This is a genomic window from Massilia aquatica, assembly GCF_011682045.1.
In the GTDB taxonomy this organism is placed as follows: Bacteria; Pseudomonadota; Gammaproteobacteria; order Burkholderiales; family Burkholderiaceae_D; genus Telluria_A; species Telluria_A aquatica.
In genome coordinates, this window is sequence record NZ_VVIW01000007.1 from 16,602 (window position 1) to 43,096 (window position 26,495).

General features: G+C 63.8%; 16 protein-coding genes and 1 tRNA gene. 12 read left to right on the plus strand and 5 right to left on the minus strand.

From position 1 onward, the window contains the following. Nucleotides 1-18 precede the first annotated feature (18 nt). From hflX to F1609_RS14055, 6 genes are all read left to right on the plus strand, one after another. Nucleotides 19-1,263 carry a GTPase HflX gene (gene hflX / locus F1609_RS14030; RefSeq protein WP_167077049.1) on the plus strand — a complete coding sequence of 415 codons (1,245 nt, stop codon included), beginning with the start codon at nucleotides 19-21 and terminating at the stop codon, nucleotides 1,261-1,263. A gap of 1 nt (nucleotide 1,264) precedes the next feature. Further along, nucleotides 1,265-2,542 carry an FtsH protease activity modulator HflK gene (hflK, locus tag F1609_RS14035; protein WP_167077050.1) on the plus strand — a complete coding sequence of 426 codons (1,278 nt, stop codon included), beginning with the start codon at nucleotides 1,265-1,267 and terminating at the stop codon, nucleotides 2,540-2,542. Continuing rightward, on the plus strand, nucleotides 2,542-3,438 hold the full coding sequence (hflC, locus tag F1609_RS14040; RefSeq protein WP_167077051.1) for a protease modulator HflC: 897 nt from the start codon (nucleotides 2,542-2,544) through the stop codon (nucleotides 3,436-3,438). The genes hflK and hflC overlap by 1 nt, the downstream gene beginning before the upstream one ends. 295 nt (nucleotides 3,439-3,733) lie before the next feature. After that, entirely contained in the window at nucleotides 3,734-4,894 is a 1,161-nt protein-coding gene (locus F1609_RS14045) for an ATP phosphoribosyltransferase regulatory subunit (protein WP_167077052.1), read from the plus strand. A gap of 5 nt (nucleotides 4,895-4,899) precedes the next feature. Then, nucleotides 4,900-6,213, plus strand: a complete 1,314-nt coding sequence (locus F1609_RS14050; protein ID WP_166881113.1) for an adenylosuccinate synthase — start codon at nucleotides 4,900-4,902, stop codon at nucleotides 6,211-6,213. 24 nt (nucleotides 6,214-6,237) lie between these two features. Continuing rightward, nucleotides 6,238-6,783: a phosphoribosyltransferase gene (locus tag F1609_RS14055; RefSeq protein ID WP_166881114.1), complete on the plus strand. Its 546-nt coding sequence runs from the start codon at nucleotides 6,238-6,240 to the stop codon at nucleotides 6,781-6,783. Nucleotides 6,784-6,824: 41 nt separating this feature from the next. On the opposite strand, the gene F1609_RS14060 is transcribed toward F1609_RS14055, so the two are convergent. After that, the gene (locus F1609_RS14060) at nucleotides 6,825-7,271 is read right to left on the minus strand and encodes a hypothetical protein (RefSeq protein ID WP_167077053.1); all 447 of its coding nucleotides are present in this window, start codon (nucleotides 7,269-7,271) and stop codon (nucleotides 6,825-6,827) included. 135 nt (nucleotides 7,272-7,406) lie between these two features. Between F1609_RS14060 and F1609_RS14065 the strand changes: the two genes are divergently transcribed. From F1609_RS14065 to F1609_RS14075, 3 genes are all read left to right on the plus strand, one after another. After that, the gene (locus tag F1609_RS14065) at nucleotides 7,407-7,958 is read left to right on the plus strand and encodes a glutathione peroxidase (RefSeq protein WP_167077054.1); all 552 of its coding nucleotides are present in this window, start codon (nucleotides 7,407-7,409) and stop codon (nucleotides 7,956-7,958) included. Nucleotides 7,959-8,039: 81 nt separating this feature from the next. Further along, on the plus strand, nucleotides 8,040-8,639 hold the full coding sequence (locus F1609_RS14070; protein ID WP_167077055.1) for a MarC family protein: 600 nt from the start codon (nucleotides 8,040-8,042) through the stop codon (nucleotides 8,637-8,639). 196 nt (nucleotides 8,640-8,835) lie between these two features. Then, nucleotides 8,836-9,348, plus strand: coding sequence for a hypothetical protein (locus tag F1609_RS14075; RefSeq protein WP_167077056.1), 513 nt, complete (start codon nucleotides 8,836-8,838; stop codon nucleotides 9,346-9,348). An 81-nt stretch (nucleotides 9,349-9,429) separates the two neighbouring features. Here the strand turns inward: F1609_RS14075 and uvrB are convergent, their stop codons facing one another. Next, on the minus strand, nucleotides 9,430-11,517 hold the full coding sequence (gene uvrB / locus F1609_RS14080) for an excinuclease ABC subunit UvrB (protein WP_167077057.1): 2,088 nt from the start codon (nucleotides 11,515-11,517) through the stop codon (nucleotides 9,430-9,432). Nucleotides 11,518-11,630: 113 nt separating this feature from the next. Between uvrB and F1609_RS14085 the strand changes: the two genes are divergently transcribed. Both F1609_RS14085 and F1609_RS14090 read left to right on the plus strand, forming a co-directional pair. Further along, nucleotides 11,631-12,845 (plus strand): amino acid aminotransferase, encoded by a 1,215-nt coding sequence (locus F1609_RS14085; RefSeq protein ID WP_167077058.1) that lies wholly within the window; start codon nucleotides 11,631-11,633, stop codon nucleotides 12,843-12,845. A gap of 106 nt (nucleotides 12,846-12,951) precedes the next feature. Next, nucleotides 12,952-13,027: transfer RNA gene (locus F1609_RS14090), tRNA-Asn, on the plus strand. 79 nt (nucleotides 13,028-13,106) lie between these two features. On the opposite strand, the gene F1609_RS14095 is transcribed toward F1609_RS14090, so the two are convergent. The 3 genes from F1609_RS14095 to F1609_RS14105 form a co-directional block, all read right to left on the minus strand. Next, the gene (locus tag F1609_RS14095; RefSeq protein WP_167077059.1) at nucleotides 13,107-15,329 is read right to left on the minus strand and encodes a bifunctional SulP family inorganic anion transporter/carbonic anhydrase; all 2,223 of its coding nucleotides are present in this window, start codon (nucleotides 15,327-15,329) and stop codon (nucleotides 13,107-13,109) included. Between the two features lie 479 nt (nucleotides 15,330-15,808). Further along, complete coding sequence (locus tag F1609_RS14100) at nucleotides 15,809-19,054, minus strand: TonB-dependent receptor (RefSeq protein ID WP_167077060.1); 3,246 nt, start codon at nucleotides 19,052-19,054, stop codon at nucleotides 15,809-15,811. Beyond that, nucleotides 19,044-26,180, minus strand: coding sequence for a cadherin-like beta sandwich domain-containing protein (locus F1609_RS14105; protein WP_167077061.1), 7,137 nt, complete (start codon nucleotides 26,178-26,180; stop codon nucleotides 19,044-19,046). The genes F1609_RS14100 and F1609_RS14105 overlap by 11 nt, the downstream gene beginning before the upstream one ends. Between F1609_RS14105 and F1609_RS14110 the strand changes: the two genes are divergently transcribed. After that, complete coding sequence (locus F1609_RS14110) at nucleotides 26,179-26,472, plus strand: hypothetical protein (protein WP_167077062.1); 294 nt, start codon at nucleotides 26,179-26,181, stop codon at nucleotides 26,470-26,472. The genes F1609_RS14105 and F1609_RS14110 overlap by 2 nt on opposite strands. Nucleotides 26,473-26,495 lie beyond the last annotated feature (23 nt).

A 26,495-nucleotide genomic window follows, 5' to 3' on the forward strand; every position in this document is an offset into this window, starting at 1 on the left:
GGCCCTGCAGGGAGGCCTATGCGCGCAGCACTAGTCGGCATCGATTTCGGCGCGGGCGACTTCAACGCGAGCGTTGAAGAGCTGGCCCTGCTCGCCCGCTCGGCAGGCGCCGAGCCGATCACCACCATCACCGCCAAGCGTTCCAGTCCTGACGCTGCCTACTTTGTCGGCAGCGGCAAGGCCGACGAAATCGGTTTGGCCTGCGTGGACCAGAATATCGAGATCGTGATCTTCAATCACGCCTTGTCTCCGGCCCAGCAGCGCAACCTGGAAAAGCGCCTGAATATCCGCGTGCTCGACCGCACCAGCCTGATCCTCGATATCTTCGCGCAGCGCGCCAAGAGCCACGAGGGCAAGCTGCAGGTCGAACTGGCCCAGCTGCAGCATCTGGCCACGCGCCTGATCCGCGGCTGGACTCACCTTGAACGGCAAAAGGGCGGTATCGGCCTGCGCGGTCCGGGTGAAACCCAGCTCGAGACCGACCGCCGCCTGATCGGCGAACGGGTCAAGGCCCTGCGTGCGCGCCTGGCCAAGCTGCGCAAGCAGCATGAAACCCAGCGCCGTTCGCGCGGCCGCAGCCATACCTTTTCGGTGTCGCTGGTCGGTTACACCAATGCCGGCAAGTCGACCCTGTTCAATGCCCTGACCAAGGCCGGCGTGTACGTCGCCAACCAGCTGTTCGCCACCCTGGACACGACCTCGCGCCGCGTCTACCTGGGCGAAGAGGTCGGCAACGTGGTCATGTCCGACACGGTCGGCTTCGTGCGCGAATTGCCCCACCAACTGGTGGCGGCGTTCCGCGCCACCCTGGAAGAAACCATCCACGCCGACCTGCTGCTGCACGTCGTCGATGGCGCCAGCCCGGTGCGCATGGAACAGATCGAACAGGTCAACCTGGTGCTCAAGGAAATCGGCGCCGATCACATTCCGCAGATTCTTGTGTGGAACAAGATCGACGCCGCCGGCCTCGAGCCCGCGGTCGAGCGCGATGAAGCGGGCAAGATTGCGCGCGTGTTCATCAGCGCCCACACCGGCGCCGGACTCGACATGCTGCGCGACGCCGTGGTCGAAGCGGCCAGGGCCGCGCCGGCGCGCAGCCACTTTTTTGAAGAGCAGGACGATGCCGAACCGGAAGATGCGCCCGACGGCGACGACGCAGACGATGCGCAAGGCGCCGACGATGCCGCCGACGCAGACGATGCGCACGAGCAGGACGCGCAACCGGCCGAAACTCTAACCTCCACCAACGTCGGACCTCGATAGCATGCTTGCTTCATTACTCAAACGCGTCGGCATCCGGCCGCCGCCTACTGTCCTGCTGCAGGACAGCAAACGTCCCGGTGACGGCCCGCCCGATCTCGACCAGATGTGGCGCGACTTCAACCAGCGCCTCAATCGCCTGTTCGGCAACAAGGGCCCGGGTGGCGGCGATTCCGGCGGCAACGGTCCTTACCGTCCGGACATGAAGGGCGCCGGCGTCACGGTTGGTGCGGCGGTGGCGGTGGTCGGCTTCATCTGGCTCGCCAGCGGCGTGTTCAGCGTGCGCGAAGGCCAGGCCGGCATCGTCTCGACCTTCGGCAAATACAGCCACAGCACCGGTTCGGGCCTGAACTGGCGCATGCCGTATCCGTTCCAGACCCACGAAAAGGTCAACGTGAACGAAGTGCGGACCATGGAAATCGGCTACAGCGGCAATGTGCGCTCGAAGAACCTGAAAGAATCCTTGATGCTGACCGACGATGAAAACATCATCGACATCCAGTTCGCGGTGCAGTACACCCTCAAGGATCCGAAAGCCTGGCTGTTCAATAACCTGGAGACGGATGAAACCGTGCGCCAGGTGGCCGAGACCGCCATCCGCGAAGTGGTTGGCAAGAGCAAGATGGACTACGTGCTGTACGTCGGCCGCGAAAAAGTCGCGCTCGACACGCAGCTGCTGATGCAGCAGATCCTCGACCGCTACGCCCTGGGCGCGCAGATCAGCAATGTCACCATGCAGGGCGTGCAACCGCCGGAGCAGGTGCAGGGCGCGTTTGACGACGCCAACAAGGCCGGCCAGGACAACGAACGCGCCAAGAGCGAGGGCGAAGCCTACGCCAACGACGTGGTGCCGCGCGCAGTCGGTAACGCCGTGCGCCTGCTGGAAGAAGCGCGCGCCTACCGCTCGATGGTGACCGAAAACGCCACCGGTAACGCGGCCCGCTTCACGCAAGTGATGACCGAGTACCAGAAGGCGCCGGGCGTCACGCGCGACCGCATGTACCTCGACACCATGCAGCAGATTTTCAGCAGCGCCAGCAAGGTCATGGTCGACGTCAAGTCGGGCAGCAACCTGCTGTACCTGCCGCTCGACAAGCTGATCGCCCAGACCGCCGCCAACGACGCCGCCATCGGCGCCAAGTCCGGCCCGGTGATGATGGCGCCGGCGCAGGCCGCCGCCCAGCCGCAAGCCTTGCCGGCCGAGGTGCTGGCCCCGCTCGAACAAGTGCGCCAGCGCGATAACCGCAGCCGCGAATCCTCACGTGATCGGGAGACCCGTTAATGAACCGCTTAGTTACCATTTTTGTTGCGGGCTTCATCGCGCTGATGCTCCTGTCGTCGACCGTGTTCGTGGTCGACCAGCGCAAGTTCGCGGTGGTGTTCGCGTTCGGCGAGATGAAAGAAGTCATCAGCGAGCCAGGCCTGCATTTCAAGCTGCCGCCGCCGTTCCAGAACGTGATCTACCTCGACAAGCGCATCCTCACGCTCGATACGCCCGATGCCGACCGCTTCATGACGTCCGAGAAGAAAAACGTCATGGTCGACGCCTTCGTCAAATGGCGCATCGTCGATCCGCGCCTGTACTACATCAGCTTTAACGGCAACGAGGCCAGCGCGCGCGGGCGCATGGGCCAGATCGTCAAGGCTGCGCTGAATGAAGAAATCACCAAGCGCACCGTGCGCGAAGTGATCTCGGGCGAGCGCGGCAAGGTCATGGCGGCGATCCAGCTCAAGGTGGTGGCCGAGGCCAAGCAGATCGGCGTGCAGATCGTCGATGTGCGTCTCAAACGCGTCGATTACGACGAGAAGATCAACGCTTCGGTGTACGACCGCATGCGCGCCGAACGCCTGAAGGTGGCCAACGAGCTGCGTTCGACCGGTTCGGCCGAATCCGAGAAGCTGCGCGCCGCCGCCGACCGCAAACGCACCGAAACGCTGGCCGCCGCTTACCGCGAGGCCGAGCAGATCAAGGGCGAGGGCGATGCCGCAGCGTCCGCAATCTACGCCGAAGCGTTCGGCAAGAGCCCGGAGTTCTACAAGTTCTACCGCTCGCTGGAAGCCTACCGCGCCACCTTCAAGACCCATGGCGACGTGCTGGTGCTCGATTCGAACTCGGAATTCTTCAAGTATTTCCGTGCACCGGGCGGGGCTTCGGCGCCGGCCGCGCCGAAGAAGTAAACGCACTTGCGGGATGACATGATGGGCGGGCCTGGATTCCAGGCCCGCCCATTTGCATTGGATGCTCGTTCACGCCAGCACCACCGTCGTTCCCCGCTAGCACCGTCTTCCCCGCGCAGGCGGGGAAGACGGCTCTGAAGGTAGCGGCCGCACCAAGCGTAACAAGCTCACCACTGTCTCCTGCACATTTGTTGGCGCTCTTAAACCATTTTCCTGTAAAATCGCTGATTCGGCGCTACATTTAGCACGACCGTGCGCGCCATATTGTCCGATTTTTAACTATCTCCCGTTGCCCATGCCGAACTGGCTCCTGCCTGAAAATATCGCTGACGTTCTGCCGTCGGAAGCGCGCAAGACCGAAGAGCTGCGCCGCCTGATGCTCGATAACTTCCGTTCCTACGGTTACGAGCTGGTCATGCCGCCCCTGCTCGAATACGTCGAGTCGCTGCTGGCCGGCGCCGGCCAGGACACCGAGCTGCGCAGCTTCAAGCTGGTCGACCCGATGTCGGGCCGCATGCTCGGCCTGCGCGCCGACATGACCACCCAGGTGGCGCGCATCGACGCCCACTTGCTCAACCGCGACTCGGTGACCCGCCTGTGCTACGCCGGCAGCGTGCTGCATACCCGCCCGAGCGGCTTGCACGCGACCCGCGAGCCCTTGCAGATCGGCGCCGAAATCTACGGCCACGCCGGCCTCGAAGCGGACGCCGAAGTGCAGGAACTGGCGCTGGCCTCGCTGGCCCTGGCCGGCTTCGGCGCGGAGCAGGTGCGCCTGGACCTGTCGCACGCGGGCCTGCTGCGCGCGCTGCTGGCCGACGACGCCGCCGCCAGGAAAGACGAAGCGGCCCTGTACACCCTGCTGCGCGCCAAGGACAGCCCGGGTATCGACGCGATCAGCGCATCGTACGCGCCGGCCACCCGCGCCGCTCTCCTGGCCTTGCCCGGCCTGTACGGCGACATCGACGTGCTGGCCAAGGCGCGCGAGGTGCTGCCGGCGCTGCCGGGCATCACGCGCGCGCTGGCCGAACTGGCGGCGCTGGCCGGATCGGCCCTGGGCCGCGCCGACGTGGCGATCGACCTGGCCGACCTGCGCGGCTACCAATACGAAAGCGGCGCGATGTTCGCGCTGTACGTGCCCGGCCTGCCGAATGCGGTGGTGCGCGGCGGACGTTACGACCATGTGGGCGAAGCATTCGGCCGGGCTCGTCCCGCGACCGGCTTTTCGCTCGATTTGCGCGAACTGGCGCGGCTCTTGCCGACCGCCGAGCGCAAACACGCGATCCGTGCTCCGTGGGGCAACGCCCCCGAGCTGCGTGAAAAAATCGCTCAACTGCGCAAAGCAGGCGAGGTTGTGATCCAGAGTTTGCCGGGTCACGACAATGAGCAGGACGAGTTCGAGTGCGATCGCGTACTCGTCCTCGAAAACAGTAACTGGATTCTCAAAAACTTAGGCTAAGTGTGATGTCAAAGAAAAACGTGGCAAAGAACGTCGTTGTCATCGGCACCCAGTGGGGCGATGAAGGCAAGGGCAAGATCGTCGATTGGCTGACCGATAACGCGCAGGGCGTGGTTCGCTTCCAGGGTGGCCATAATGCCGGCCATACCCTGGTCATCAAAGGTCAGAAGACCGCCTTGCAGCTGATCCCGTCGGGCATCATGCGCGAAGGCGTGGCCTGCTACATCGGCAATGGCGTGGTGGTGTCGGTTCCCGACGTGATGCGCGAAATCGACAAGCTCCAGGCCATCGGCGTGGAAGTGGTGTCGCGCCTGAAGATCTCCGAGGCGTGTCCCGCGATCCTGCCGTACCACGTCGCCATCGACGTGGCGCGTGAAGTGGCGCGCGGCGCCAACAAGATCGGCACCACCGGCAAGGGCATCGGCCCGGCCTACGAAGACAAAGTGGCACGCCGCGCGATCCGTATCGCCGACATGCTCAACGAAGAGCGCTTCGCCGAAAAACTGCGCGAAAACCTCGACTACCATAACTTCGTGCTGACCAACTACCTGAAAGCCGACGCGGTCGACTTCCAGAAGACCTTCGACGACGCCATGGCCCTGGTGCCACGCCTCAAACCGATGGTCGGCGACGTCTCCTCGCAGCTGTACGCGGCGCACAAGGCCGGCGGCAACCTGCTGTTCGAAGGCGCGCAAGGGTCGCTCCTCGACGTCGACCACGGCACCTATCCGTACGTGACTTCGTCGAACTGCGTGGCCGGCAACGCCGCCGCCGGCGCCGGCGTCGGTCCGAACATGCTGCATTACATCCTGGGCATCACCAAGGCGTACACCACGCGCGTCGGCTCCGGCCCGTTCCCGTCGGAACTGCCGACGGACGCCGGCGTTGGCCATCACCTGTCGTCGGTCGGCCATGAGTTCGGCACCGTCACCGGCCGTGCGCGCCGCTGCGGCTGGTTCGATGCCGCGCTGCTGCGCCGCTCGGTCCAGATCAATGGCGTCTCGGGCATGTGCCTGACCAAGCTCGACGTGCTGGACGGCCTGGAAACGCTGCAACTGTGCACCGGCTACAAGATCGACGGCCGCGATGTCGACATCTTCCCGGTCGGCGCGGAAGACGCGGCCCGCTGCGTGCCTGTGTATGAAACCATGCCGGGCTGGAAAGAAAGCACCGTCGGCGCGAAATCGCTGGCCGAGCTGCCTGCCACCGCGCGCGCCTACATCAAGCGCATCGAAGAACTGGTCGGCGTGCCGGTCGATATGGTTTCCACCGGTCCCGACCGCGTCGAAACGATCGTCCTGCGTCATCCGTTCGAATAATTACAAGAAATAAAAGGAATCATCATGACGACCCCTCCATCGACCGAGAATGATCTCTGGGTATCCTGGGACGAGTACAACCGCCTGATCGAGCGCCTGGCGCTCAAGGTCTACGAATCGGGCTGGAAGTTCGACCAGGTGCTGTGCCTGGCGCGCGGCGGCGTGCGTCCGGGCGACGTGTTCTCGCGCATTTTCGACGTGCCGCTGGCGATCCTGTCGACCAGTTCGTACCGTGAAGAAGCGGGCACCGTGCGCGGCGACCTCGACATCGCCAAGTACATGACGATGACCAAGGGCCCGCTGGCCGGCAAGATCCTGCTGGTCGACGACCTGGCCGATTCGGGCGTTACGCTCGACAAAGTCACGCGTCACCTGAGCGAGAATTTCGCCGGCGTGACCGAAGTCAAATCGGCAGTGATCTGGGTCAAGGGCACGTCCTCGATCCGTCCGGATTACTTCCTGGAAGACTTGCCGCACAACCCGTGGATTCACCAGCCGTTCGAAGATTACGACGGCCTGCGTCCGCACCAGTTGTCGGCGTGGATGAAGAAGTTCGACAAGCCGGCGTAAATTGGCCTGTTAGCAAAAAAGCTCCCGCGAGGGAGCTTTTTTTATGGGCGCCAGGGGTCGTACTCGCCGACGCGGGAAGCGATGCCCAGCTCACCGAGGGCAGCCTGGTACGCCAGGGCAGGCGCCATGTCGAGCGCCTCGAACTTGACTTCCTTCATGTAAAACTCCTCGCGTGTTGCCGGGACCGAGGTGAGATGCGGCCATATCCGCCTTAACAAGTACAACTGCTTCGGCGAATACTCCTGCGCCAATACCAGCAGATACCATTCGGTGTAGCCCTTGGGCATACCAAGCACCATCACGGCATTGTCGAGCAGCGCCACGCATCTGTTGTCGCGGGCATGTTGCTCAACCTCCGCCGAGCTGGTCACGAGATACACCTTGCTGTCGCAACTGGTGCAAAAGCGCACGCCGTCTGTCTCGGTCGCGTCGAGCTGGCTCCACTCTTGCGGGCATTTGAACTTGAAATTGCAGGTGATTGTCGGCATGTGATGCGCCAATGTCGTTTGAGGGAATGCCGGATTAGATCACAAGCGCGGCACCGCTGGTGAAAAGCTATTTCCTTAAATTCGTTATGATGCGGTTCCGCCGCGCGCGCGCGTGGCACACTCGTGAGGACAATCATGAACGACGATATCGGCAACATCCCCTTTACGACCATGGACGGCGCCACGGCGACCCTGGCCGATTTTCGCGGCAAGGTGCTGCTGCTGGTGAACGTGGCGTCGCAATGCGGCCTGACCCCGCAGTACGCTGGACTGGAACAGCTGTTCACGCAGCAGCGCGAGGCCGGCTTGGTCGTGATCGGCTTTCCGGCCAACGACTTCGGTGCGCAGGAACCCGGCAGCAATGAAGAAATCGCCCAATTCTGCGAAACCAGCTTCGGCGTGAGCTTTCCGCTGGCCCAGAAAATTGCGGTGACCGGGCCGCAGCGCCATCCCCTTTACGCCGCCCTGACCCTGGCCCAGCCGGTGGCGGTGGACACCAGCGGCGGCGCGCTGCGCGCCAAACTGGCGGGCTACGGCGTAAAGCAGGCCGACCCATCCGATGTGCTGTGGAATTTCGAGAAATTCCTGGTCTCGCGCGAAGGCCATGTGGTGGCCCGCTTCAGCCCGGACGTGACGCCGGAAGACCCGGCCCTGGCCGCCGCCATCGCCGAGCAACTGGGCAAATAATCCGCCCGGCGCGGGCTGTGGGATTTTCGCCACGGCCTGCGTACGCTGGCGCATGTGCCGTGCAGCAAGTTATCATGTGGGATGACGCAAACTTTTATCCAAACCTTCATCCTGCTGTTCCTGGTCACCGACCCGTTTGGCAACGTTCCGCTGTTCGTCAGCGCCATGGCCCAGGTGCCTAAAGAGCGGCGCTGGAAGATCGTGGTGCGCGAATGCGCGATTGCCTTCTTCGTGCTGCTACTGTTCATGTTCTTCGGACGCCACCTGCTGGCCGCGATGCAACTATCGCAAATTTCGCTGCGCATCGGCGGCAGCGTGATTCTGTTCCTGATCGCCATGCGCATGGTCTTCCCCCAGCCGGGTGGCATGTTCGGCGACAACGGCAAGGGCGGCGAGCCGTTCATCGTGCCGCTCGCCATTCCCGCGATTGCCGGCCCGTCCGCGCTGGCGACCGTGCTGCTGTTTTCATCGAACACCACGACAGAAATCGTGATCCACGTCGGTGCGCTGGTGGCGGTGGCGCTGGTCTGGCTGGCGGTGTTCCTGCCGGCCGAGCGCCTGCAGGAAAAACTCGGCCCGCAAGTCATGGCTGCCTTCGAGCGCCTGATGGGACTGATCCTGAGCGCGATGGCGGTCGAGATGTTCCTGGCCGGGATACGCGAATTCATCAAATCGCTGTGAGCCGCTGCACCGCTAGCGCAAGCGTGTACCCATTTCGAACCGATCGGATGCCGATAATACTTACTTGCCAAAAGAATACGGTGGGCGTACCCTCGGCAGGTCCGGTTCGAACCCGATGCGAGTGATCTGATTCGTCGGCATACATCATTGCGAAGGCCCCTGGTGTGGAGGGGCTTTTTGTCACTCAGGAGGAAACATGCCTTTCAAATCGTGGGAAAAGAAACCGCAGATAGCCGAACTGCAGGAAGCGGTGATGCAATTCATGCACTGCATGTCGCAAGGCGAATTCGAGAAAGCGTTTGAAGTTTGTCCTGTCTACGACTATGCCAACGCGGCGCTGATGTCGAACGGAAAAGACGTACAGCGCGAGGCTAACGATCCGGCTGAGGTGAAGATAATCGTCGACGATCTGTTTGATACGCTGGACGCCTACGGGTATCTTGAAGATCTCGACAGCACAGCGCCCGTGCCGGTGAAGGAAGACGTGACGACCTGGGCACGTTATATCACCACACCGGGTGCTGGCAGGTTCGACGAGTACGAGCTCTATTTGTTCGACGACGACAGGCTCCACGTACCCGACGCTGGTGGCCAGGTTGATGCGTGCACCTTTGTGCGGGGCGAAATCAGCGATATCACGACCGTTTTTGAGTTGACGGAAACGGACCGTGGATGGTTTTTGAATTTCAAGTTCATGAAGGTGCAGTGAGGGCTCGACTTCATCAAGTCGCTGTCAACAGACAAGGCCCGCGCAATGGCGGGCCCGCTTCGACAACAATGCAACGACGCTTTATTTGCCGAGGATGGACACCACGTTGTCCGTCCCCGGCGCCCCGAAGGCCTGCTGCTTGAGGATATGCAGCTGGTCGCGCACCTGCGCCGCCTTCTCGAATTCGAGATTCTTGGCGTGGTCGACCATCAGTTTTTCCAGCCGCTTGATCTCCTTGCCGATCTGCTTTTCGCTCATCGACTCGACCTTGGCGGTTTCCTTGGCCGTATCGAGCTGCTCGCGCGCCTGCTGCGGGCTGTAGACGCCGTCGATCAGTTCCTTGATCTGCTTCTTGATCCCGACCGCGGTAATGCCATGCTCGATGTTGTAGGCGAGCTGCTTGGCGCGCCGGCGCTCGGTCTCGCCGATCGCCTTTTCCATCGATTCGGTAATCCGGTCCGCGTACAGGATCGCCACCCCGTTCAGGTTACGCGCGGCGCGCCCGATGGTCTGGATCAGGCTGCGCTCGGAGCGCAGGAAGCCTTCCTTGTCGGCGTCCAGGATCGCCACCAGCGACACTTCGGGTAAATCGAGGCCCTCGCGCAGCAGGTTGATCCCGACCAGCACGTCAAAAGTCCCCAGGCGCAGGTCGCGCAAAATCTCGACCCGTTCGACCGTCTCGATATCGCTGTGCAGATAGCGCACCTTGATGCCATGGTCGCTCAGGTACTCGGTCAACTGCTCCGACATGCGCTTGGTCAGGGTGGTCACCAGCACCCGCTCGTCTTTCTTGACCCGGTCCTGAATTTCGGACATCAGGTCGTCCACCTGCGACAGCGCCGGCTTGACGATCACCAGCGGGTCGACCAGGCCGGTCGGACGCACCACCTGTTCGACCACATTGTCGGAATGCGTTTTCTCGTATTCGGCCGGGGTGGCCGAGACGAACACGGTCTGGCGCAGCTTGCCCTCGAATTCCTCGAACTTAAGCGGCCGGTTGTCGAGCGCCGACGGCAGGCGGAAACCATAGTCGACCAGGTTGGTCTTGCGCGAACGGTCGCCGTTGAACATGGCGTTGAGCTGCCCGACCAGCACGTGCGACTCGTCGAGGAACATCAGCGCGTCTTTCGGCAGGTAGTCGACCAGCGTCGGCGGCGGGTCGCCCGGCATCGCGCCGGACAAATGGCGCGAGTAGTTCTCGATACCTTTGGTGAAGCCGATTTCGGCCATCATTTCGAGGTCGAAGCGGGTGCGCTGCTCCAGGCGCTGCTCTTCGATCAGCTTGTTCTCCTTGCGGAAGTACTCCAGGCGGTCGCGCAGTTCGAGCTTGATTGACTCGATCGCGCGCAGCACGGTGGAGCGGGGCGTGACGTAATGCGAACCCGGATACACCGTGAAGCGCGGGATCTTCTGGCGAATCCGCCCGGTGAGCGGATCGAACAGCTGCAAGGACTCGATTTCGTCGTCGAACATCTCGACCCGGATCGCCAGTTCGGCATGCTCGGCGGGGAAGATGTCGATGGTGTCGCCGCGCACGCGGAAGGTGCCGCGCCCGAAGTCGATCTCGTTGCGCGTGTACTGCATCTGGATCAGGCGCGCGATGACGTCGCGCTGCGCGACCTTGTCCTTGGCGCGCAGGGTCAGGATCATCTGGTGGTATTCGTTCGGATTACCGATACCGTAAATGGCCGACACGGTGGCCACGATGACCACGTCGCGCCGCTCCATCAGCGACTTGGTGCACGACAGGCGCATCTGCTCGATATGCTCGTTGATCGACGAGTCCTTTTCGATGAACAGGTCGCGCTGCGGCACGTAGGCTTCCGGCTGGTAGTAATCGTAGTAACTGACAAAATACTCGACCGCGTTTTGCGGAAAGAACTCGCGGAACTCCGAATACAGCTGCGCGGCCAGGGTTTTGTTGGGCGCGAAGATGATCGCCGGACGCCCGCAGCGCGCGATCACGTTGGCCATGGTGTAGGTCTTGCCCGAGCCGGTCACCCCTAACAGGGTCTGGAACGAGAGCCCGTCGTTGATGCCCTCGACCAGTCCTTCGATCGCGGTCGGCTGGTCGCCGGCCGGCTCGAACGGCTGGTGCAGCTTGAACGGGGAATCGGGGAAAGTGACGACCGTCGGCGACGGGTCGTGTGCAACGGATAATTCAGCCATACGATCAGACCTTTGTTAGAATGGTGTCCCGCTCGCGGCCCAGGAAACACCCAATCAGTAATCAGTATATGGGTCGCTGTCTATACAACCAGCCGACACTCAATCTTACCACGATGACTTCAACAGCTTCCGCCACCATCTTCAGCGCCATCGACATGGCCCCGCGTGACCCGATCCTGGGCATCACCGAGGCGTTCAACGCAGACACCAATCCCGCCAAGATCAACCTCGGCGTGGGTGTCTATTATGACGACAATGGCAAAGTGCCGCTGCTCGCTTGCGTACGCAAAGCCGAGGAGCTGCTGATGGAGCAGCCGGCCCCGCGCACCTACCTGCCGATCGAAGGCCTGGCCGCGTACGACGCCGCTGTACAAGAGCTGGTATTTGGTGCCGGCAGCGCGATTATTCAAGAGAAGCGCGCGGTCACCGTGCAAGCCATCGGCGGCACCGGCGCCCTGAAAATCGGCGCCGACTTCCTGCAGCGCTTCGCACCGGGATCAAGTGTGTACATCAGCGATCCAAGCTGGGAAAACCACCGCGCCCTGTTCGAAAGCGCCGGTTTCACCGTCAACACCTACCGTTACTACGACGCGGCCACGCGCGGCGTCGATTTTGCCGGCATGCTGGCCGACCTGAAAGCCATGCCGAAGGGCGCCATCGTGCTGCTGCACGCCTGCTGCCACAACCCGACCGGCGCCGACATCACCCCGGCCCAGTGGGATGAAGTCATCGCCGCCATCGGCGCGGGCGGGTTGATTCCCTTCCTCGACATGGCTTACCAGGGTTTCGGCACCGGCATCGCCGAAGACGGCGCGGTGGTGGGCAAGTTCGCCGCCGCCGGCGGTCCGCTCCTGATCTCGAATTCCTTCTCCAAGTCGTTCTCGCTGTACGGCGAGCGCGTTGGGGCGCTCTCCGTGGTGGGCGCCAGCGCCGAAGAAGCGGCGCGCCTGCTCTCGCAGCTCAAGCGCGTGGTGCGCACCAACTACTCGAACCCGCCGGTCCACGGCGGCAAGGTGGTTGCCCTTGCGCTGACCACGCCGGAACTGCGCCAGCTGTGGGAAGACGAACTGGCCGGCATGCGCGTGCGCATCAAGGAGATGCGCAACACCTTCGTGCAGAAGCTCAAGGAAAAAGCGCCCGCGCATGATTTCGAATTCGTGCGCGAGCAGGTCGGCATGTTCTCGTACTCGGGGCTGACCCGCCAGCAGGTCGAGCGCCTGCGCCTTGAACATTCGATCTACGCCGTGGACACGGGCCGCATCTGCGTGGCGGCCCTGAATTCGAAAAATATCGACCGGGTCATTGACGCCATCGCCAAAGTCCTTTAAGATCTTGCTTCTTCGAATTGATTGAAAGATTTTTTCGAAGCGTGCTGAAGCGATTACTGCCAACAACTTGATGGTCTGATCATTCCAGCATATAATGTTTGTCTATTCCCTGATAGCTCAGTTGGTAGAGCGACGGACTGTTAATCCGCAGGTCCCTGGTTCGAGTCCAGGTCGGGGAGCCAGAATGAAGAAAAAAGCCACGCGTTTGCGTGGCTTTTTTTATGTGCGCCCGGGATGGGCGCACTCCGATAGCCCGGCGGCTCAAACATGCATCCCCGCCTGTGAATGCAGATAAAAATCGATCTGCTCGTCGGTGACAAGCTCGCCAAACTCAACTTTGCCCACAGCGATATTGTGATACGCGCCGATCAGGCCGATCTCTCCACGTTGCAGGCATTCGCGCAGGCAGGGGCTGCTGTTGACGATTTCGGCGAGCGAATTGTCGACGTTCTGGCGCGTGATCTGTTCGAGCACCGCCTTGTCGCCAGAAGCAATATCGTGCGCCGAACAGTGGCACTGCCCGATCGCCAGCGCGATTTTGCCGGTGATCGCGCCGATACTGTGCGCCTGTTCGCCCTTCATCGCCAGGCCGATCGCACCACAGTTGGAGTGCCCCTTCACGACAATGAGCTTGGCGCCGAGCTTGGCGGCGATTTCCAGGCTGCCGATGATCTCGCGGCTGATGATGTTGCCGGCAATCCGGATTGTCAGCAGGTCGCCCAGGCTGGCATCGAAGATCACCTCCGGAGATGTGCGCGAGTCGATGCAGTTGACCACGACCGCCATGGGGTGCTGGCTGGCTGCGGTGGCGTCAACCTGATGGTGGTAGTACTTTTCCGTCCAGCGCCCCTCGATAAAGCGCTGGTTGCCGTCGCGCAGCAGCTGCAGCACCTCGTCGGGACGCAGCCTCGCCTGCGTTTCCTGGTCCAGCACGGTGACGAACTGGATCGGATCCTTCAGGCTGTACTTGTCGCGCAAACCGATCACATTGAGTTGAATATTGCGTTCCGCCGCCACCACATCGCGGTAGTCCTGGATGGTTTCCAGCACATCATGGTCGATGAAATCCGCTTTGCTGGCGTCGATCAGCACTTTCGAATCGTTGGGAATCTCCCAGAGTGCGGTTTTGATGGTGGCCTTGTTCAGGAACGACACCTGGTTCGGCAGCGCCAGCTTGAAGACGTCGCCGATGTGCAGACGGTACTGTTCGAGCGAAAAAGGATTGCGGAAATTGCTGCGTGCGAGATAAAACATACTCGTCGCCAAGCCAATCAGTACGCCCATCAGCAGATCGGTCAACACGATTGCGACCACGGTGATGGCAAACGGGAGAAATTGCGACCAGCCTTTCTGGTACATCTCGCGCAACAGCGACAGTTTTGCAAGCTTGTAGCCAGTCATGATGAGGATCGCCGCCAGGGCCGACAAGGGGATCAGATTGAGAATCGGACTTAATACGAGGACGCTGGCGAGCATGAAGACGCCATGCAGGACGGCGGAGGCCTTGGTCTTGTTGCCGGTCTGGATATTGACCGAGCTGCGCACGATGACCGACGTCACCGGCAGGGCTCCGAACAAGCCGGCAAAGATATTCCCGACGCCCTGTGCGAGCAGTTCCCGGTTCGGCGGCGTTTCGCGTTTATGGGGATCGAGTTTGTCCACCGCTTCGATATTGAGCAGTGTTTCCAGGGACGCGACGATGGCAATGGTGACGCCGACCATCCATACATCGGCATTGCTGAAATGGCTGAGATTCGGCAGGTGCAGATACGCGCCCAGGTTGCCGCTGTCGATGGGAGGCAGGTCCACCAGGTGATCCTTGCCGATCGCCAGAGCAGGCACGGCGTCGGTGAACAGAAAATTAAGCAATACGCCGGCCACGACCACAAACAGCGAGGCTGGCAATAACTTGAAATTCTTCAGTGGCGTTTTATCCCAGTAATACAAAACCAGCAGGGAGAACAGGCCGATGATCACCGCGCCCGGGGTTATCGCATCGAAAGCGCGGATAATATCCGAGAACGTATTTTCTCCGTTCGCGCGGATAAAAGTAAACCCGTCGTCATCCCGTTTGTCATAACCGATCACGTGCGGAATCTGCTTGAGTATCAGGAGGACGCCGATTGCGGCAAGCAGCCCCTTGATAACATTCGAAGGAATATAGTTGGCGATAAAGCCCGCGCGGAAAAAGCCCATGGCCAATTGAAGAAATCCGGCAATCAATATCGACGTCAGCAGGATTTCAAACGATCCCAGCTTGGTAATTGACGCCAGTATCACTGCTGCGAGCCCGGCAGCAGGGCCGCTGACGCTGGTCTGCGACTGGCTGATTGCGCCAACCACGATGCCGCCAATGACGCCGGCGATAATTCCTGAAATTAATGGCGCGCCTGAAGCCAGTGCGACGCCGAGACATAAAGGTAAGGCAACCAGAAAGACTACAATACTCGCCGGCAGATCGTATTTGAGATTCTGAATATTCATGTGATTGCGTAAATGATGGTTATTAAAAAACCGCCGCCGCCCGGCGCAACGATTGGCCGTGCCACAAGGAATTAATAAATTCCCGCAATTAAAGCGCACCAGGGTGATGCGCCGGTCCGCCTGAGCCACGCTGCGGTGGCGGCAATATTACATGTAAATCACGGCCGCATGTCAAACAATATAAAGTATCCATAGGGACATAATCGTTTAGAAAAATCATTTTATGCGCTATGGATAATGTGTGGCAAGCTCGCATAGTTAATAGGTCGGTTAATATCCGTGATAACTGATATTCTTCCATCTGATAAGTTGCGATCAAACCCGCAAGCTGAACAGAAGTTTCTTTTCAGAAACGACGTCGTGGTTTGCTTCACCCGCGAGGGGAGGAGCGAGGGTCCGAATCAGTACGCCATGCGGACGCACCAAAAAAAATGGCGGCGATAATTCGCCGCCACGTGCTTCTTTTGCCGTCGTCCGGCTTACATGCCGCCCGCCTTGAACGTCTTCTCATCAAACTTGAAACGCAGACGCAGGAAGGTGCCATGCGCGGTGTAATCGGCCCCGCTCAGCTCCTTGTCGGTAAACCCCGACAGGTTATGCCCGACCGACAGATACAGATTGCGCGCCAGCTGGTACCCGACTTCGGCGCCATACGCATACTGGCGGCTCTTGCCCTGCGGGCTGTACAGCACCGACGCCAGCACGCCCACATCCCACTTCGGCGCCACGTCCACCACCGCGCGTGCGCCCGCCAGCCAGGCGTTGTACTTCTGCTGGCCGGCCGGCAGGTGGCGGTCGGTATTCATCTTGCCCGCCAGGCGCGACGTCACCCACCATGCGCGGCTGGGGTGGTAGTCCATGTGCGTCGAGACGATGTGCGCGCGGTAGTTTTCGCCATCGAGGCGCGCCTCGTCGCGCACCGTCTTGTACTCGTATCGCGCCAGCGCGTTGATGTCGTTGCGCGCGCGCGGACGCCACGCAAAGCCCACCTGCGCACGGTCCTGCAAGGTGTTCCCGAGCGGGGCGCCGAGCGCGTCGTCGTTGTTGCGCTGGTACAGCAGGTAGTTGCGCGCCAGCAGGGTCCAGTCGTCGCCCAGCTTGCGCGCCACCGATACCGTGTTGAGCCATTGGTCCTGACCCTGCTCGCCCATCATGTCGGCGCGGTCGAACACCTTGCGCAACTCCAGCTTGGCCGACGCGCTCCAGAGCGGATCGATGCGGTAGTCGATCGCGCCGCTCAAGGCCATCGCTTCCTGCTCGCTGCCGTTCAACACCTTCAGATACTCGGCGCCGGTGCTGGCGGTCACGCCCGGCCGCAGCTGCCAGGTATTGCGCACGCCCGACGCGACCTGCGCGTTGCGTTCGTCGTCAAACCCCAGGTCGGCGCTGTCGCGCAGCCGGTATTCCGAAAACACCGTGCCGCCGGCCATGTACGAAGTATCGACCCCGGCCACCACGCTGGTGCTGCGTTCGGCCGGGTTGATCGAGTACGACGACGCCAGCCCGGTCTGGGCCTCGGCACGCGCATACAGGCGCCCGTGCGACTCGGTCGCGTACTGCACGCCGAAGCCATAGCGCTGCTGCTGTTCGCCGTCGATGCTGTGCTCCGCATCGGCGGCCACGGTCAGCCTGGCGCTGGCCTTGAACTGCACGCCGACGCGCGCGGTGGTCGCTTCCACCCCGCGATACGGGGCGCGATTGGCATGGACCGGGTTATACGGCAGGCCGGTCGCGGTATCGAGCCCGGACGATTCCAGACCGCCGTAAAAACCGCCGGCCGGACTTTGCGACCCGCCCAGCGGCGCCGTGTTCGGCGCGATCGATGTCGTCGGCGAGAGCTGGCCGCTCTCTTCGATGTGGCGCAGCGAGACGTCGATGAAGAGGCGCTCGCTCAATGCGTACTGCACCCCGGCGCGCTGGCCGTCGCGCGAGGCACCGTCAAAGTTCGCGCCGCCGTCGCTGTCGCTGCGCACCGCTTCCGCGTACAGGCGCGTGCGCGGGTTGATGCGCCATTTGGCGCTGGCGCCGCCGTCGCTTTGCCCGGCCGCGAGGCCCGCCGCGGTGTTGTTGAAATCGCGTCCGGCCTGGTGCCACCAGGCGCGCGCTTCGAGCTGCTCGCTGTTGTGGCGCAGTTCGATACGCCCGGCGCTGCCGTCACGCTCGTCCATCGCTTCGCCCACCTGGCGCGTCGGCGTGGTCGAGACGTTCTGGCCGATGCTGTAGGTGGTCGAGGTGCTGCGCGCCAGTTCGGCCACCAGGTCGGTGCCCGCACCGAGTTGCCATTGTCCGGCCACGCTTTGCAGCTTGTAGGGCGAATCGGGATTGCGGTCGTCGACGATCGAGGCGCCCACTTTCACGCGCTCGCCCAGCGCCACCTGGCCATCGGCGCCAAGCACCCAGAACTTGTCGCCGCCCTGGTCCACCTCGTAGGTGATGCGGATCGATTGCGGGTCGCCGTCCGGGGTCAGGGTCGGGATGGCCTGGTTGAACACGATCCGTCCGCTGAACGGCTCGAAGCTGTAGTCCACGTAGCGCTGCAGGGCGATGACCTGCTTGACCAGGTTGGCCTGGTTCTTGTCGCGCACGACCAGTTCGACCTTGTCCGAATTCTGGATCGCGCTGTTGCTGCGCACCGCGAACGGTCCGGAGGTGCCATTCGCCTGGTATTCCTCGATCACCTGTTTCAGGCTGTCGTGCACGGCGAAGGCGTTGCCGCTGATGCTGCCTTGCTCGTAGTGGCCGCGCAGGCCGGTGGCGCTGCGGTTGTACTGGCCCAGTTTGTGCAGGCCGCTGTCCATGCCGCTGCCGGTGCCGGCGAATTGGCTGAAGCCGGCGCCGGTCGCAAAGTCGCCGTACAGCAGGTAGTTCTTGCGCTGGTCGAGGCGCACATACAGGCGCTCGCTCGAACGGGCGTCGAAGGCGGTCACCGAGTCGTCGCCATACACCGGATAAAAACGGTTCGGATCGAGGTCGCGCAGCAGGCGGCTGCTGTCGGCTTTTTCGGAATCGTAGGCGGCCGTGATGGCGCTGTCGATGCCGATGTCGCCCTTGGCAAAAAACGCCAGGCGCGCCGCCACGTCGTCCTTGCCGCCGTTGAACTGGCGGCTCCAGTGGGTCAGCGACTGCTCGAAGCCATCGTTGAAGCGTTCCGGCCCGGCCGGCGAGCTGCTACGGCGGCCAATGACGCCTTCGGCCACGCCGGCGGCGAACAGCGGCCGCCGTTCGGTCACAAAACTGAGTTGGCCACGCGCCTGCAAGGCGCCGCTGGCCACCGACAGCACCACATCCTGCGCGTGCGAAGGCGCCACCAGCTGGAAGCGCGCCACGCCGTCGTCGACGCGAATGCGGGTGCCGCGCAGCAGGCGGTCGGCACGCTGGCCGAGGCGCAGGCCGGGCGCGGCGGCCGGATCGAGAATGCGCCCGCCGCTGCTGTCGACCGTGATCCAGGTGCTGCCGCGCAGGGGCTGGCCCCGGGCGTCGAGCAGGCGTACGGTCACGCCGACGGCGGAGCGGCCGTCGCCGGGCAGCATGTTGCTGTCGGTTTCAACCAGGATGTCGCCCAGGGCCGGGTCGCTGCGCAGGGACAGCGGCGCAGGGTCGGCTGGTTGCGCCAGCGGCGCGATGGTCTGCGCGTGCAGCGGATAGGCGGCGGCAATCGCCAGCACGCCGATCAACAGGCGGGTTTGCGCGCGCGCGGGCAGGGGACGCAGGAAGTTATTGCGCATGTTGTTCCCCTTGGACTGGCTTGCTGTTCACCTTGCGTTTTTCCTTGGTCGAAAATGTGATGCCGGGACTGCCCGTGGGCGGCGGCGCTTCTGTTCGCGCTTCACCGTCCTGGCGCGGACGACCCAGGCGGATGCGTTCCTGCACCGGCGCGGCGCAGCTGGTCTCGGCGAAATCGGCGCGAATCAGCTCGCCGTTGCGCACGTCCAGCAGCAGGCTGTCAGCATCGCCCAGGTTGCGGTTGCTGGTCTCGCCCATCACGCTTCCAGCCGGCAGGGTGACCGGATCGACCTTGATCACGTGCGCGGCCGGCGCCAGGCCGCAGTAGCTGTACTTGCCATCGTTATCGGTGCGCACGTTGGTGCCGTCTTCCAGATACAGGCGCACGCCCGGAATACCGGCTTCGCCAGCATCCTGCATGCCGTTGCGGTTGCAGTCGGCGAAGACCTTGCCGGCCACGCAGGCATCGTTCGTGAACACGCCGCCGGTCACCTTGACCTGGAAGCGCGCTTCGTTGGAGGTGATCGCCCCCGCGCGCGGCGCCAGCGTGGCCGCGTCGAGGCAGCCGCCGGCGCTGGTGCAGGCATAGGCCCAGGCGCGGTTGACGCCATCGCCCTGCATGCTGCCCACGCCGACCCGCGCGCGGTAGCTCAGTACCAGTTCCCGGCCGCCGCTGGCGGCGCCGAGCTGGAAGCCGAGCACCGAGCCGGCAGCGCTCAAAGGATCGGGGGCGCGCACGCCGTTCACCGTGGCGCTGCCCGGCACGTAGCGGAAGCCCGGCGGCAGCACATCGCGCACGCTGGACTGGGCGATGGTCGAGCCGGCGCCCTGGCTCAGGACGATGGTGTAGCGCACCGTGTCGCCCAGTTCCGCCGTCTGGCGGTCGCCCGTCTTGCTCAGTGCCAGGCCGGAAGCCACCGCCGCGTCGAGCGGGAGGTGGTTGTTCATCAGCGCCGCCGACACGCCGCTGGTGATTTGCAGCTTGAGATAGTACTGGGTGGTGTTGGCGCCGCCGGCGACCAGGCCGGCGCAGGCCGCCGCGTCATGCCGGGGCACGTTGGCGCCGGGAGCGCTGGTGCCGGACTGGACCAGCGCCGGGTCGGGCGTGGCGCCCACGTTCAGGGTGCCAGCGCAGGCCGGCAGCAGGCGCGAGCGGCTGCCGTAGCCGGATGGCGACTTGCCAACCGCCAGGGTGTAGGTGCCGCTCGGGTAGCCGTTTTGCAGCTGGACCTGATAAGCGCCGTCGTTGCCGGTCACCTGGTTCTGGCCGCCTGCCAGGTGGGTGGCGGCATCGAAGCCGGCCGGACCGGAGACCAGCACCGTCACGCCCGCCAGCGGCAGGCGCGAGATGGCGTCGTAGACGATGCCGGTCGGCTTCAGGGCCAGGTTCTGCTGGGTGATTTCGTCATTGGCGGAGAGGGTCAGGTTGCGGATCGAGCGCGCACTGGCGTTGCCGGCGCCGCCGCCGGACTCCGGCGTGCCGGACAGGTTGGTGCCGGCCTTGCTGAACTCCAGCGCGAAGCCGGTGCCGGTTGGCAGGCCGGTCTGGGCATAGCCAGGGCACACCAGGTTGTCGAGCTGATACTGGCCTTGCGCATTGCTTTGCACGCTGCACAGCGACTGGCCGTTTTGCGACAGGGTCACGTTCCAGCCGGCCACCAGGGCGCCGGGCGCACCCGGCATCGGCTTGTCGCCCAGCGTGATGACGCCGCTGACAATCGGCAACTTCAGGCCCGGTACGGCGCGTGGGCGCAGGCCGAACAGGTAGCCGTCGATCTTGCCGCCCGACGAGGCCAGCAGCGCGCCGTCGATGCCGATGTCGGCAATGCTGGCCTGGAACGCCTGGGTGCCGAAGTTGGCGTTGTTGACCCTGCCGCCTGCGCTACCCGCGCGTTCCTGGCCGTCGGCGTACTGGGCGCCGTCGACGTCGGCCGTATTGCGCCGAAGCGTGTAGGTGCCTGCGCCAAGGCCGGCGAAGGCGAAGCTGCCGTCGGCGCCGCTGGTGGCCACGCTGCCGGCGCTGCCCGAGAGGGTCACGCGCACGCCGGACAGGCCGGCTTCGCCGCTGTCCTTCACGCCATTGTTATTGGCATCGACATACACAAAGCCTTGCAGGGTGCCGGTGTTTTGCTCGCCGAACAGGTAGCCAGTGCCGGCCGCGCCAGGAGCGACTACGATATTGGCGATCCGGTTGCGCGCGGCGCTGCCGTCGAAGCCGCCGTTGTCGACCGTGCCGCCGAGGCTGCCGGCGGTTTCCTTGCCGTCGGCTTTGTTTGGCGGCTGCACTTCGGTGATGCTGTAGGTGCCGCCTTTGATGTTGTCAAAAGCAAAGCGGCCTTCGCTGCCGGTGACGGTGCTCAGTTCCACCCTGGCGCCATCGATATCTGTGCCGTCGAGCTTGATGGTGACGCCGGCCAGGCCGGATTCGCCGCTGTTGTTGATGCCGTCGTTATTGCTGTCGGTGTAGACCAGCCCGGCGAGCGAGGCGCTCGGCGGCGGCGCGCGGGTGACGCTCACGGTGGTGGTGGCGGTCTTGCCGCTTTGCGCCGTCACCACGATGGTGATGGTATTGCTGCCGACCGCCAGCGCCACCGGCGCCGAGGCGCTGGCGCTGGCGACAAGCACGCCGTTGACGGTGACGCTGGCGCCGCTGTCGGCCACGGTCGGGGTGATGCTGATGCTGGCGCTCGCGTTGGGCACGGCCACGGCATAGGCGCTGGTGGCGCTGGAAAATGCCGGCGCCAGCGTACCCGCCGAGACGGCCAGGTTGGCGAACGCCGCGTTGTCCGACACGGCGCGCGTGGCGCTGATGGTGTAAGTCTTCACGCTGCCATCCTGGGCGGTGACGCTGACCACGATGCTGTTGTTGCCTGCCGCCAGTGCGATGGCTTGCGAGGCGCTGCCGCTGGCAACGGGCACGCCGTTGACGGTGACGCGCGCGCTGGCATCGGCCACGGCCGGGGTCACGCTGATGCTGCTGGTGCCGTTCGGCAGCGCCAGCGCATAGCTGGTCACACCCGGTGTAAAGGCCGGGGTGAGCGTGGCGCCCGGTACCGACAGCGCCGCCAGGTCGGCATTGGAGGCGGCCGCGCGCGTGACGCTGATGCTGTAGGTCTTGCTGCTCAAGCCATCCTGCGCCGTGACCACGACCGTAATCAGGTTGGCGGCGGTGAGCAGGGCGATCGGGGCCGAGGCGCTGCCGCTGGCAACCGCCACGCCGTTGACGGTGATGCTGCCCGCCGCTGCGCTCGGGGTGACGGTCAGCGAGCTGGTGGCGGCGCCGACGCTGGCGCTGTAGGCGGTGGTGGCGGGGCTGAAGGCCGGCGCCAGCGTGGCGTTCGACAGGCTCAGGCCGGTCAGTTCGGCAACCAGCGGCGCGGCGCGGGTGACGGTGACGGTGTAGGTGTTGGTGGTCACGCCATTTTGCGCGGTGACGACCACGGTAATCACATTCGCGCCGACGTTCAGCGCCAGCGGGGCCGATGCGGCGCCGCTGGCGGTGGCCACGTTGTTGACGGTGATGGTGCTGTTGGCGGCGCTCGGGGTGATGGTGATCGAGCTGGTCGTATTCGGCACGCTGGCCGTGTAGGCCGTGGTGGCGCTGGCAAACACCGGGGTCAGGGTGCCGCCCGAGATCGTCAGCGCGGACAGGTCGGCATTCGACGAGACGTTGCGGGTCACGTTGATGGTATAGCTGCGTGGGGAACCATCCTGCGCCGTGACCGTGACGGTGATGACGTTGGCGCCGGTGTTCAGGGCAATCTGACCCGAGGCCGCGCCGCTGGCGACCGCCACGCCGTTGACGGTGACCGATGCGCTGCTCTCGGCCACGGTGGGGGTGACAGTGACCGAGGCGCTCGCATTCGGCACAGTGGCGGTGTAGGCTTGCTGGGCCGCGCTGAACACCGGGTTCAGGGTGCCGCTCGACAGGCTCAGGGCCGCCAGGTCGTTGTTGGCCGAGATCGCGCGGGTGACCGTGACGGTGTAGGTCTTGGTGGAGCTGTTTTGCGCCGTGACCACGATGGTGACCGTGTTCGAACCGGTGTTCAGCGGGATCGGGCCGGAGGCGTTGCCGCTGGCAACGGCCACGCCGTTGACCGTAACGGTGGCGTTCGGCTCGTTGACGGTCGGCGTGACCGTGATGGCGCCGGTGGCTGCCGCGACCCCCATTGTGTAGCTGGTGGTTGATGGCGCGAACGCCGGGGTCAGGGTGCCGCCCGAGAACGCCAGGGCCGACAGGTTGGCGTCGCCCGAGGCGGCGCGGGTCACCGTGACGGTATAGCTGGTGACGGTGCTGCCATCCTGCGCCGTGACGGCGACCGTGATGGTGTTGGCGCCGACCGCCAGCGCGATCGGGGCCGAGGTGTTGCCGCTGGTGACGGCCACGCCGTTGACCGTGACGCTGGCGGTGGCGTCGCTCACGGTCGGGGTGACTGCGACCGAGGTGGTGGCGTTGGCCACGCTGGCCGTGTAGCTGGTGGTGCCCGAGGCGAACACCGGGCTCAGGGTGCCGCTGGTGAGCGACAGCGCGGAGAGCGTGGCATTGTTGGACGGAAGCGCGCGGGTGATCGTCAGCGTGTAGGACTTGGTCGCACTATTCTGGGCGGTGACGACGACGGTGATCGTGTTGCTGCCCGGATTCATCGCGATGGCGCCGGAGGCGGCGCCGCTGGTGACGGCCACGCCATTGACGGTGATACTGGAAGTGCCGGCCGCCGCGGTGGGGGTGACCGTGATGCTGTTCGTGCCGGCGCCAATGGCGGCGACATAGCTGGTCGTGCCCGAGGCGAACACCGGGCTCAGTGTGCCGCTGGAGATGCTCAGAGCGGACAGATCGTTGTTGGACGAGGCGGCGCGGGTCACGGTGACGGTGTAGCTCTTTTGCGTGGTGCCATCCTGCGCCGTGACGACGGTGCTGATGGTGTTGGCGCCGACCGCCAGCGCAATCGCCCCGGAGGCGTTGCCGCTGCTAACGGCCACGCCGTTGACGGTGACGCTGGCGGTGGCGTCGGCCACGGTCGGGGTCACGGTGAGCGAGGTGGTGGCGTTGCCCACGCTGGCGGTGTAGCTGGTGGTGGCGGAGGCAAAGCCGGGACTCAAGGTGCCGCTCGAGAGCGACAGCGCGGCCAGGTCGGCGTTGGTCGAAGCGGCACGGGTGACGGTGATGGTGTAGCTGAGCGGCGTGCCGTTCTGCGCGGTGACCGTGACGGTGATGGTGTTGCTGCCGACCGCCAGCGCGATCGCGCTGGAAGCGTTGCCGCTGGTGGTGGCGACGCCGTTGACGGTGACGCTGGCGGTGGCGTCCGCCACGGTCGGAGTCACCGTGATCGAAGTGGTGGCGTTGCTCACGCTGGCCGTGTAGCTGGTGGTGGCGGAAGCGAACACCGGCGCCAGCGTGCCGCTCGACAGGGATAGCGCGCTCAACTGGTTGTTGCTTGATGCCGCCGCGCGCGTGACGGTGGTGGTGTAAGGCTTGGTGGTGGTGCCGTCCTGGGCTGTGACGACGGTGGTGATCACATTATTGCCGACCGCCAGCGCGATTGCACCGGACGGGCTGCCGCTGGTCACGGCCGCGCCGTTGACGGTGATGCTGGCGTTGGCCTGCGACCTGGTCGGGGTGACTGTCAGCGAGGTGGTGTTGAACGGCACGCTGGCGGTGTAGCTGGTGGTGGCGCTGGCAAACACCGGGGCCAGGGTGCCCTGCGACAGGACCAGATTGCTCAGGTTGGCGTCGCTCGAGGGCGGCGCCGCGCGCGTGATGGTGATGGTGTAGGTCCTGGTGGTGCTGCCGTCGAGCGCGGTGACCACGGTCGTGATGGTGTTGGCACCCACATTCAGGGCAATGCTTCCCGAAGCCGCGCCGCTGCTGACATTGACGCCGTTGACGGTGACGGTCGCACCCGGGGTGTCGACGGTGGGCGTGACGGTGGTGCTGGCGATGGCGTTGGCGACCGAAAGGCTGTAGCTGGTGGTGCTTGCCGCAAACGTCGGCGAGAGGGTACCGGCCGATGCCAGCAGGTTGCTCAAGTCGGCATTGGTAGTCGGTTCGACGAACACGAAGCGATTGAAGGCTTCACCGAACAGCTTGGCTCCTTCGGTCGGAAAAGTCCTTCCGCCGTCGCTGGTGACACGAACTTCGTCGACGTTCTTGAATGCTGCCGGCAAGTTGATGGTCTTGATGACGCCGTCGTCAGGTATGGTGAATGTGTGGGTGGCGCCTGCGCCCATGCCGTTACGGTAGCCTGTCACGGTATAGTTCGCTTGCATGTAGCCCACATCTTGCACGTCGAAACTGGCGATACCAAACAAGCGGCTCGACTGGCTCTTGATGATCAGAGCGGCCACCGGGTTCTGTGTGTCCAGCGTCAACATGGACGCAACAGGGAAATTCTGATCGAGTGCGCTCATATCGACGTTGACGACGTTTCCGACCGGCGTGATGGCGTTATCGGAAAAGTAGATCCCATATTCGATATTCGGGATCGGGGTCTGGGATGCCGGGTGGCTGTCCAGGAACGTAGGCACATTAACCGCGTGGAATGGGGTGGTTGGACTCACCGACAAGGTACCGGCCACGCTTGGCAGCACGTGCCGGTATGCCGGGAAGCTCAACGCCGCGCTGCGTAGCGCGCCAGTGCGCGTTTCCAGCAGCCAGTCGCCGCCCTGCGCCGTGGCGCCGGTCAGGTTGGTCGAGGCCGCCACGCGGGCGCCGGTGCGGGCGGCGATCTCGCCGATGAAATCCTGCCCAGCCTGGCCTTGCGCCACGTTACAGCCATACAGCAAAATATCGGCATCGGCGCCCAGGGCCGCGCGAATCACACCCAGATCGGCACTGCGCATGCTCAACTGCTGCCGGTCGAGGTTCAGCGAGCCGAGCTTGAGTGCGCCCGGTCCGCCGTGCGACACGAGGTGCAGGCCGCTGATGCCGCGCCGGGTTGCGAGCGCCTGCGCGATCTGGCGCAAGCCATCCTGGCGGCCGTCGAGCATGACCACTTCCATGCCGGCGGTGGTCAACTGGCGGTAATCGGCAAGATTATCTTCGACGAACAGGATCTGTTTTGCCGGCTGGTTTGACGCGGCGCTGGCGGGCGGCCCTGAAACAAACAGAATGGCGCAGATGCATGCCATGAAAAATACCCGCCACCAGAGTGGCGCGGGAAAGGACGTCGGCACGGCAGAATTGCTCATGTTTTCTTCTTTCAAGGGCACGGATGCCAATCTCCACGTTCGGGAAACCCTCACGACGCGGTGCGGCAGTCGACAATTAGCAGGTGTTGATACATCAGGTACGGCAGATATTCAGAGAAGGGGCCGGTCGGCCCGTTATTACGGTAGTCGTGATGCGCGAAGCGATGCAAAAGGCAGGGTATTGCCTTGGCTTTCCCGCCAGGCGGCGGGAATCAAACGATGGCTCGGATAATTATCCAAAGAAACTAAGAGTCC

Excerpts from the sequence above, each read along its gene's own strand:
- hflX (WP_167077049.1), top strand. The coding sequence starts at position 19 with ATGCGCGCAGCACTAGTCGGCATCGATTTCGGCGCGGGCGACTTCAAC.
- hflK (WP_167077050.1), top strand. The coding sequence starts at position 1,265 with ATGCTTGCTTCATTACTCAAACGCGTCGGCATCCGGCCGCCGCCTACT.
- hflC (WP_167077051.1), top strand. The coding sequence starts at position 2,542 with ATGAACCGCTTAGTTACCATTTTTGTTGCGGGCTTCATCGCGCTGATG.
- F1609_RS14045 (WP_167077052.1), top strand. The coding sequence starts at position 3,734 with ATGCCGAACTGGCTCCTGCCTGAAAATATCGCTGACGTTCTGCCGTCG.
- F1609_RS14050 (WP_166881113.1), top strand. The coding sequence starts at position 4,900 with ATGTCAAAGAAAAACGTGGCAAAGAACGTCGTTGTCATCGGCACCCAG.
- F1609_RS14055 (WP_166881114.1), top strand. The coding sequence starts at position 6,238 with ATGACGACCCCTCCATCGACCGAGAATGATCTCTGGGTATCCTGGGAC.
- F1609_RS14060 (WP_167077053.1), bottom strand. The coding sequence starts at position 7,271 with ATGCCGACAATCACCTGCAATTTCAAGTTCAAATGCCCGCAAGAGTGG.
- F1609_RS14065 (WP_167077054.1), top strand. The coding sequence starts at position 7,407 with ATGAACGACGATATCGGCAACATCCCCTTTACGACCATGGACGGCGCC.
- F1609_RS14070 (WP_167077055.1), top strand. The coding sequence starts at position 8,040 with ATGACGCAAACTTTTATCCAAACCTTCATCCTGCTGTTCCTGGTCACC.
- F1609_RS14075 (WP_167077056.1), top strand. The coding sequence starts at position 8,836 with ATGCCTTTCAAATCGTGGGAAAAGAAACCGCAGATAGCCGAACTGCAG.
- uvrB (WP_167077057.1), bottom strand. The coding sequence starts at position 11,517 with ATGGCTGAATTATCCGTTGCACACGACCCGTCGCCGACGGTCGTCACT.
- F1609_RS14085 (WP_167077058.1), top strand. The coding sequence starts at position 11,631 with ATGACTTCAACAGCTTCCGCCACCATCTTCAGCGCCATCGACATGGCC.
- F1609_RS14095 (WP_167077059.1), bottom strand. The coding sequence starts at position 15,329 with ATGAATATTCAGAATCTCAAATACGATCTGCCGGCGAGTATTGTAGTC.
- F1609_RS14100 (WP_167077060.1), bottom strand. The coding sequence starts at position 19,054 with ATGCGCAATAACTTCCTGCGTCCCCTGCCCGCGCGCGCGCAAACCCGC.
- F1609_RS14110 (WP_167077062.1), top strand. The coding sequence starts at position 26,179 with ATGAAAAATACCCGCCACCAGAGTGGCGCGGGAAAGGACGTCGGCACG.
- F1609_RS14105 (WP_167077061.1), bottom strand. The coding sequence starts at position 26,180 with ATGGCATGCATCTGCGCCATTCTGTTTGTTTCAGGGCCGCCCGCCAGC.